This window comes from Novosphingobium sp. FKTRR1 (assembly GCF_020404405.1).
Lineage (GTDB): Bacteria > Pseudomonadota > Alphaproteobacteria > Sphingomonadales > Sphingomonadaceae > Novosphingobium.
In genome coordinates, this window is the sequence record NZ_JAIZDA010000038.1 from 19,172 (window position 1) to 27,188 (window position 8,017).

Sequence of the window (8,017 nt, forward strand, 5' to 3'; positions counted from 1 at the left end):
GTATCCCCCATGCGCAAGGTCAAGGGGAAAGCGCGATTCGCTTGCCTGCGGGAGGCGCTCCTTTCATCGAAAGTTCAACCCTTGGTGGCAAAGCGGTAACCATGAAGCGCCTGCTCGTGCTCTCTCCCCTTGTGCTGTTGCTGGCTGCCTGCGGCGGTGGTGATCCGGCTGCCAGCCTTGCCGCTGCGCGCGAGGCGCAGCGCGTTGAGGATTATCCGACGATGCGGGCCAAGGCGCTCGAAGTGCTGGACCATCACGCCGAAGACCCCGCGGCGCTGGCCTTGCTCGCCCGCGCGCAATTGATGCTGGGTGACGGCGATGGGGCACAGGCGACCTTGCAGCGCTGGCGTGCGGCGGGGGGCAGCGGCGCCGAGATAACCCGGATGCTGGCCGAAGCCGCGCTGTTGCGGGGATTGCCGCGCAAGACTCTGGATTATCTGGGCAAGGATGGTTCGCCCGATGCCTGGCGGCTGCGCGCGGCCGCCCACATCGCCCAGGATGAAGCCCCCGCGGCGCTCGATGCGTTCCGCAAAGGGCTGGCGGCGGGTGACGACTACCAGCTTGCGCGCGATTACGCCCGCTTCATGATGACCGCGCAGGACGATGCCGGCACTCGCGAGGCGCTTGACCGAGTGCGCAGGCTGGGGCCGGATCGGCTCGATACGCTGTTGCTGCAAGGCCAGTTTGCCCAGCGGCAGGGGCGCATGGTCGAAGCGCGCGCGGCCTATGTCGCTGCCGCCAAACGCTATACCGCAAGGGTCGAACCGCTGTTGGCGCTGGCCCAAGGCGCTGATCTTGCGGGCAATGTGGATGAGGCAATCGGCTGGATCAACCGCGCCGAGAAGATCGCGCCGACCGACACCCGCGTGGTCAGCCTGGTGGTGCAGCTGGCATCCGAAAAGGGCGACTGGGAGCGGGTGCGCAAGATCATGGCGCCCAACGAAGGGACACTCGACCCGCGTTCGCCCGATGGGCTGAGCTATGCCGAGGCGCTGCTCAACCTCAACCACCCCGAACAGGCGCGCGCGATCTTTGCTCAGGCGCTGCTGCTTTCGCCGCAAAATCCCTATTCGCGGCTGATGCTGGCGCAAGCGCAACTGGCTACCGGCGATGCGGCTACGGCTTTGCGTACGATCCGCCCGCTATCCGACAGTGCCATGGCCGGGCGGCGCGAACTGACGCTTGCGCTGCATGCGGCGCAGGCCGCCGAAGATCCGTCGGCAGCGGCGATCGCGGCGAGGCTGAACGCGCCGCAACTTGAACGGAGTCAGCAGCTGTCGAATGCGGGGCAAGCCGCGCTGATCCGGCGTGATTGGGCGGCTGCGCTGGCGGCCTATCGCAGTCTTCCGGGCTTTGACAACGATCCCGAAGTGCTGCGTCGGCTGGCGCAGGCGGCGACCGGGCTGGGGCGCCATGATGAGGCCATCGGCTATGCCGACCGCGCGCTGACGTTTGCGCCGCGAAATCCCGACATGCTCCATATGGCCGGTCTGACGCGGCTCAACGCCGGACGCGATCACGATCAGGCGGTGCGGTTCATCGAACAGGCGAGCGAGCTGGACCCGGCCAATCCGCTGTTCCACGCCGATCTGGCGCGGGCCATGCACGCTCCGGGCTAAGCTCGTCCCGGAGCGGTCTTAGTAGACTGCGCAGAGGGAAAAGGGGCGCCGTCGGATGATCCGACGACGCCCCCTTCACTGGAGCCCTGTGGAAGCGGATCAGGCGCGGCGGCGACGGCGTGCCACGGCGATGCCGATGAAGCCCAGACCCATCATGCCCAGCATGCCCGGTTCAGGAACGTCGGTGCCGCCGGTGGTGCTGGTCGTGCCGCCCGAAGTCGACGTGGTCGTGCCACCCGTGGTGGTCGAGCCACCCGTGGTCGTGCCACCGGTGGTCGAAGTCGTGGTGCCACCAGTGGTCGTGCCGCCGGTGGTGGAAGTGGTGGTGCCACCCGTGGTGGTGCCGCCCGTGGTGGTGCCGCCCGTGGTGGTGGTGGTGCCGCCGGTCGTCGACGTCGTGGTGCCGCCGGTGGTCGACGAGGTCGAACCGCCGCACATCGCGCTGCCAGCCGCGTGGCCGCAGTTGCAATAGTGCACGTGGCCGAACGTGGCATGCGCCGGAGCGGCAACGGTCAGCGAGCCAAGGAGGGCGGCGGAAAGAACTGCGATGCGCTTCATGGTGGAAATCCCCTGTCTGGTATTTGTGTTCGATCAAGCGTGGTTGACACGTTGATAAGCACAGGCCGTGCCAAACACGGAATTCTGCCATTTTGGATGGTTAACGTAAAAAATCGTGCCCCTCTGGTGTAAACTGGCCCGACTAATTGTCGTTAACCAATGGGTTGCACTCATTGCGCGAAAATGGAGGGAATTCGCGGTCAACGACGGGCGCTGGGTTAACTCAACTGTCCTGCTGCCGCAGAGCCACATCGTTCATGAACCGGACGTCGTCTCTGCGCGCCAGCCATTCGGCTTCCGTCGCCACAGCACCGAGCATGTCGGTCAGATCGTCCTGTTCGGTTTTGGCAAAGTTGCCCAGCACATGCCCCGTCACACGGTCCTTGTGGCCGGGATGCCCGATGCCCAGTCGCACCCGACGGAAATCAGGGCCAAGGTGCTGGTCGATCGAGCGCAGGCCATTGTGTCCGGCCGTGCCGCCGCCCTGCTTTACCTTCACCTTGAATGGCAGCAGATCCAGCTCATCGTGGAACACGGTCAGCGCGCCGGTATCAAGCTTGTAAAAGCGCAGCGCTTCACCGACCGAACGACCGCTTTCGTTCATGAACGTTGCGGGCTTGAGCAGCAGCACTTTGTCGCCACCGATGCGGCCTTCCTGCAGCCATCCCTGAAACTTCTTCTGCACCGGGCCAAAGCGGTGGAGATCGGCGATCACGTCGAGCGCCATGAAGCCGACGTTGTGGCGGTGCAGCGCGTATTGCGGCCCCGGATTGCCCAGACCGACCCATAGTTGCATGGCGAAATGTTCCTTGCTGCGGCGAACGGGCCGCGTCGGTCGATAGATCGTGGCCCACAAAAAAGAACCCCTCCCACGGCGGGAAGGGGTTCTTTTTGTGTCCCGCGCGCCCCGAATGGTTTCGCGGCGCGAGTGTGACCGCCTTACGCGATGCGCAGGAAGTCGACGTGCTCGGGGCGGTCGCTGACGGGGTGGAACGCCACGTCCTTGGCCTGCGCGCGCACGGTCTTGTCACCCACGGTCAGTTCGATCACCGACTCGAAGAAGTGGCCGGTGCCCAGCGCGCGGACCAGAAGCTTTTCCTCAAGGTGAACCATCTCGGGTTCTTCCTTGCCGCCATAGATCACGGCGGGAGTACGGCCTTCGCGACGCAGGGCACGGGAGGCTCCCTTGCCTGCCCGTTCGCGCGATTCGGCCGACAGCTGAAGCGTATCGCTCATCGTCAGTACCTTTTCGATAGATTGCAGTTAAACACGGTTTCTCCGCCACGCCTCCAGGGATGACCATGACGGGAAGCGGCGGCCCTTAGCCGATTTGCCGGAAATTGCAAGCGCAGCGGTCCGAACCCCGGCGCAACCGGCTCAATCGATCCGCCGCACTTTCCAGCCGCGCGCCTTGAGCAGTTGCGGCAAGCCATCGGTTCCGGCCACGTGCGCCGCGCCCACTGCCACGAACGGCTGGGCGCCTGCCTTTAGCATGGCGTCGATCTTGTTTGCCCATGCGCTGTTACGCTGGGTGACGAGTGCGCCATAAAGCGCCGGGTCGGCAAGAAAACCGGTCGAGGATTCGTGGGCGATGCCAAGATCGTCGCCGCGCAGCCACAACGCCATCAGGTCGCGATCATCATCGCGGTTGTCGGCCGCCTCCACCGCCACTTGCTCAAGCAGCACCTTCTGCGCACGTGGCGGCAACTGGTCGAACACACCGAATTGCTGGTCGATCGTTTCCAGCCCCTCGACCGGCTTGCTGCCGATGGCCGCGCGCAATTGCGGCTCCACCCCGGTTTCGGGGTCCATGCCGCTTTTCAACCCGCCGATGGCGGCGATCTGCAAGGCGACCGCCCACGATTCCTCGTTCTGGAACTGCGCGTCGGTCAGCGACAGCGACTGGTACACTTTGGCCAAAGCGGCGCGATACTTCGGTCCCACGCGTTGCGAAGGGGGGGGGAGGCCATCGGTATAGGCCAGCCGTGCCAAGGCGTTGCCCGCGATCGTGGGGTTCAGCGGCTCACCGATCTCCAGCACGAGCCGGTCGGCCTGACGCAGCGCGTTGTCGATGGCGGGACGCCGCCATTGCGTGCCATGGGGCAGGGCGTGGACGGTGCCCATGATCCAGCCTTGAACGCCGATCTCGCTCGACACTTCCCAAAGCGCGACGCGCGCTGGGGGCTGGGGCGGGGCGGGTGCGGCCTTGTGGCAGGCACCCAACGCCACAACCAGCACCAGCGTGGTCAGCAAGTCGCGCATCAAGGATGGCACCTGCCCCATCAACTTGGCGACCCTGCGCGCGGCGGGCCTTACAGGGGCGGAGCTTTCAAGGCTGGTGTGCATGGCGCTTGGCGATGAACCATCACATCGCGCGCGGCAAGTCCCTCTGCCGAGTCAAACGCGAATGCACGCGGTCCCGATTTCCAAATGGTGCTGTGCCAAAGGTTGATTTGACCTGCCCCATCGGCCAAAGGCTGGCGGGCCATGGCAGACCATACCGCAACCGCTTCCGCTGCGCCCAGCGCGCCCAGTTTTCAGGACATGATCCTGCGCCTCCATGCCTATTGGAGCGCGCAAGGCTGCCTGATCCTGCAACCTTATGACATGCGCGTGGGCGCGGGCACGTTCCATACCGCCACCACGTTGCGCTCGCTGGGGCCGGAAAGCTGGAACGCCGCCTATGTCCAGCCCAGCCGCCGCCCGACCGACGGGCGCTATGGCGAAAACCCCAACCGGCTGCAGCACTATTACCAGTATCAGGTGATCATGAAGCCCAGCCCCCCGGACTTCCAGAACCTGTACCTCAACAGCCTGTTCGCCATCGGCATCGATCCGCTGGTTCACGACATCCGTTTTGTCGAGGATGACTGGGAATCGCCCACGCTCGGCGCATGGGGCCTTGGCTGGGAAGTGTGGTGCGATGGCATGGAAGTCAGCCAGTTCACCTATTTCCAGCAAATGGGCGGGTTCGACTGCAAGCCGGTGGCGGGCGAACTGACTTACGGGCTCGAACGCCTCGCCATGTACATCCAGGGCGTCGACAACGTGTACGACCTGCGCTTCAACGACGCTGGCACCAGCTATGGCGATGTGTTCCTTGAAAACGAACGCCAGATGTCGAAGTGGAACTTCGAGGTTGCCGACACCGACACCCTGTTCGAAGGGTTCCGCCGGGCCGAGGCCGAATGCAAGGCTGCCATCGCGGCAGACGTGCCCATCGCCGCCTATGAACAGGCGATCGAGGCGAGCCACTTGTTCAACCTGCTGCAGGCGCGCGGCGTGATCAGCGTGCAGGAGCGCGCCAGCTACATGGGCCGGGTACGCGATCTCGCGCGCGGCAGTTGCGAGGCCTATATGGCGAAGTTTCAGGACCAATGGGCGCAGAAGTTTCCGGGGTGGACGGCATGAGCGCGCTGGCGGTGAACACATCAGACTTCCTGCTTGAACTGCGGTCCGAGGAAATTCCAGCGCGGATGCAGGCCACGGCCCGTGCCGATCTGGAAAAGCTGTTCCGCAAGGAACTTGACGCTGCGGGACTTAAGCCCGGTGCCATCACCGTGTGGTCCACGCCGCGCCGCTTGGCCTTGATCGCACGCGATCTGCCGCTGGCGACCGAGGCGGTCAGCGAGGAAGTGAAGGGCCCCCGCACCAGCGCCCCGGCGCAGGCGCTCGAAGGCTTCCTGCGCAAGACCGGCCTTACCGCAGACCAGTTGACCGAGCGCGACGGCGTGTGGTTCGCCATCAATGAAAAGCCCGGCCGCGCTACCGCCGATGTGCTGGCTGCCGCGATCCCGGCGATCATCCGCGCCTTTCCCTGGCCCAAGAGCCAGCGTTGGGGCGCGGCCTCGCTCAGCCCCGAAAGCTTGCGCTGGGTGCGTCCGCTGTCGGGCATCGTGGCGCTGCTGGGTGGCGAAGTGATCGCTTGCGAGATCGGCGGCATCGTCTCGGGTCGCCTGACACGCGGCCATCGCTTCCATTCGAGCGGCGATATCGTGATCGATGGCGTCGAGGACTATGCGGCCAAGTTGCTGGAAGCGCACGTCATCGTCGATCACGTCACGCGTGAGGGGATCGTTCGGGATCAGGCGCGCGCCGCCGCCGCCGCTGCCGGACTGGTGCTGGTCGATGACGAAGGGCTGGTGATCGAAAACGCAGGCCTTACCGAATGGCCGGTGCCGCTGCTCGGCCGCTTTGACGAGGCGTTTCTGGAAGTCCCGCCCGAGGTCATCCAGCTTACCGCCCGCGTCAACCAGAAATACTTCATCTGCCGCGATGCCGCAGGAAAGCTGGCCAACGCCTTCGTCTGTACCGCCAACGTGGTGGCCAAGGACGGCGGCGTCGCGATCATCGACGGCAACCGCAAGGTGCTCGCCGCCCGCCTGTCCGACGCGCGCTTCTTCTGGGAACAGGACAAGAAAAAGGCGCTTGAGGTCCATGCCGAAAAGCTGGGCCGCATCACCTTCCACGAAAAGCTGGGCACCGTCGCCGACAAGGTCGAACGCGTCGCTAGGCTGGCGCGGTGGCTGGTGGAGGAAGGCATTGTCGGGGCATCTCCGCTCCCCACCGGTGAGGGTGCCCTTGTCACCCCCCTCCCCAGTGGGGAGGGGTTGGGGGAGGGGGTTCCACCCTCTCCGGCTACAGCCACTCCTGAAACGCCGAACACCCCCACCCAACCCTCCCCCGACCGGGGGAGGGCTTTGCTCGCCGATCAGGCCGAACTGGCGGCACGGCTGTGCAAGGCCGACCTCGTTACCGAGATGGTCGGCGAATTTCCCGAACTGCAAGGGCTTATGGGCGGATACTACGCCCGCGCCGAAGGCCTGCCTGACGCCGTGGCCGACGCCATCCGCGATCACTACAAGCCGGTCGGGCAGGGTGATGATGTGCCCACCGCCCCGGTAACAGTGGCCGTGGCGCTGGCGGACAAGCTGGATACGATTGCTGGGTTCTTTGGGCGAGACATGGCTCCTACTGGCTCAAAGGATCCGTTCGCGTTGCGCCGTGCCGCTCTTGGCGTGTTGCGGACGATTCAGGAAAATGGCCTTCGGGTTCCGCTTGATCGAGCGCTTCGCGAGGCTGGGTGGTGGCTTACTGAAACGCTTGAAGGTCGGACCAATGGCGCGGTCGATCCGCTGGACTTCTTCGCCGACCGCCTGAAGGTTCAGCAGAAGGAAGCCGGTGTCCGCCACGATCTGATCGACGCGGTGTTCGCGCTCGGTGGCGAGGACGATCTGGTCCGTTTGCTGGCGCGCGTTCATGCCTTGCAGGCGTTCGTGACCACCGAGGACGGCAAGAATCTGCTCGCCGGGTACAAGCGCGCGGCGAACATCCTCAAGAAGGAAGAGTTCGCACCTGCAGCAGCGGACTATCTTCTCGAACCCGCCGAGGCCGCGCTGACGGCGGCTCTGGCGCAAGCCGGGCCGCAGGCCGAAGCCGCTGTTGCGGTTGAGGACTTTACCGCCGCTATGGCTGCATTGGCCGGGTTGCGCGCGCCGATCGATGCCTTCTTCGAAGACGTGACCGTCAATGACGCGGATGCGAACAAGCGCGCCTACCGTTTGGGCCTTTTGGCAGAATTTCGTGCTGCAGTGCACAAGGTAGCAGACTTTTCACGTATCGAAGGCTAATCCGTCATCCGAATCCGGACTTGTGCCGGATTCGATAACGCAAGCCCTGCAGCACAGGTGTACCCATGAGCGCATACGTATTCCATTTTGGCGGCGGCGCCGTTTCGAGTGATCCTCGTTCGCGGGACAAGACGATTACGGGTGGCAAGGGGGCCAATCTGGCCGAGATGGCGGGGATTGGTCTGCCGGTTCCGCCGGGGTTCACGATCA

General features: G+C 64.8%; 6 protein-coding genes and 2 pseudogenes. 4 read left to right on the plus strand and 4 right to left on the minus strand.

The window, feature by feature from the left end:
* The first annotated feature begins 101 nt into the window (after window positions 1-101).
* The gene (locus LDN95_RS20495) at window positions 102-1,619 is read left to right on the plus strand and encodes a tetratricopeptide repeat protein (RefSeq protein ID WP_226019409.1); all 1,518 of its coding nucleotides are present in this window, start codon (window positions 102-104) and stop codon (window positions 1,617-1,619) included.
* Window positions 1,620-1,718: 99 nt separating this feature from the next.
* On the opposite strand, the gene LDN95_RS20500 is transcribed toward LDN95_RS20495, so the two are convergent.
* The 4 genes and pseudogenes from LDN95_RS20500 to LDN95_RS20515 form a co-directional block, all read right to left on the minus strand.
* On the minus strand, window positions 1,719-2,177 hold the full coding sequence (locus LDN95_RS20500) for a PEP-CTERM sorting domain-containing protein (protein ID WP_226019410.1): 459 nt from the start codon (window positions 2,175-2,177) through the stop codon (window positions 1,719-1,721).
* Between the two features lie 223 nt (window positions 2,178-2,400).
* The gene (pth, locus tag LDN95_RS20505; protein ID WP_226019411.1) at window positions 2,401-2,973 is read right to left on the minus strand and encodes an aminoacyl-tRNA hydrolase; all 573 of its coding nucleotides are present in this window, start codon (window positions 2,971-2,973) and stop codon (window positions 2,401-2,403) included.
* A gap of 146 nt (window positions 2,974-3,119) precedes the next feature.
* Window positions 3,120-3,413, minus strand: a pseudogene (rplY, locus tag LDN95_RS20510) (50S ribosomal protein L25); the annotation flags it as partial.
* A gap of 141 nt (window positions 3,414-3,554) precedes the next feature.
* The gene (locus LDN95_RS20515) at window positions 3,555-4,523 is read right to left on the minus strand and encodes a TraB/GumN family protein (protein ID WP_226019412.1); all 969 of its coding nucleotides are present in this window, start codon (window positions 4,521-4,523) and stop codon (window positions 3,555-3,557) included.
* Between the two features lie 141 nt (window positions 4,524-4,664).
* Between LDN95_RS20515 and LDN95_RS20520 the strand changes: the two genes are divergently transcribed.
* The 3 genes and pseudogenes from LDN95_RS20520 to LDN95_RS20530 form a co-directional block, all read left to right on the plus strand.
* Entirely contained in the window at window positions 4,665-5,588 is a 924-nt protein-coding gene (locus LDN95_RS20520) for a glycine--tRNA ligase subunit alpha (RefSeq protein WP_226019413.1), read from the plus strand.
* Window positions 5,555-7,807, plus strand: coding sequence for a glycine--tRNA ligase subunit beta (gene glyS, locus LDN95_RS20525; RefSeq protein ID WP_226019414.1), 2,253 nt, complete (start codon window positions 5,555-5,557; stop codon window positions 7,805-7,807). The genes LDN95_RS20520 and glyS overlap by 34 nt, the downstream gene beginning before the upstream one ends.
* Before the next feature lie 65 nt (window positions 7,808-7,872).
* Window positions 7,873-8,017, plus strand: a pseudogene (locus LDN95_RS20530) (PEP/pyruvate-binding domain-containing protein); the annotation flags it as partial.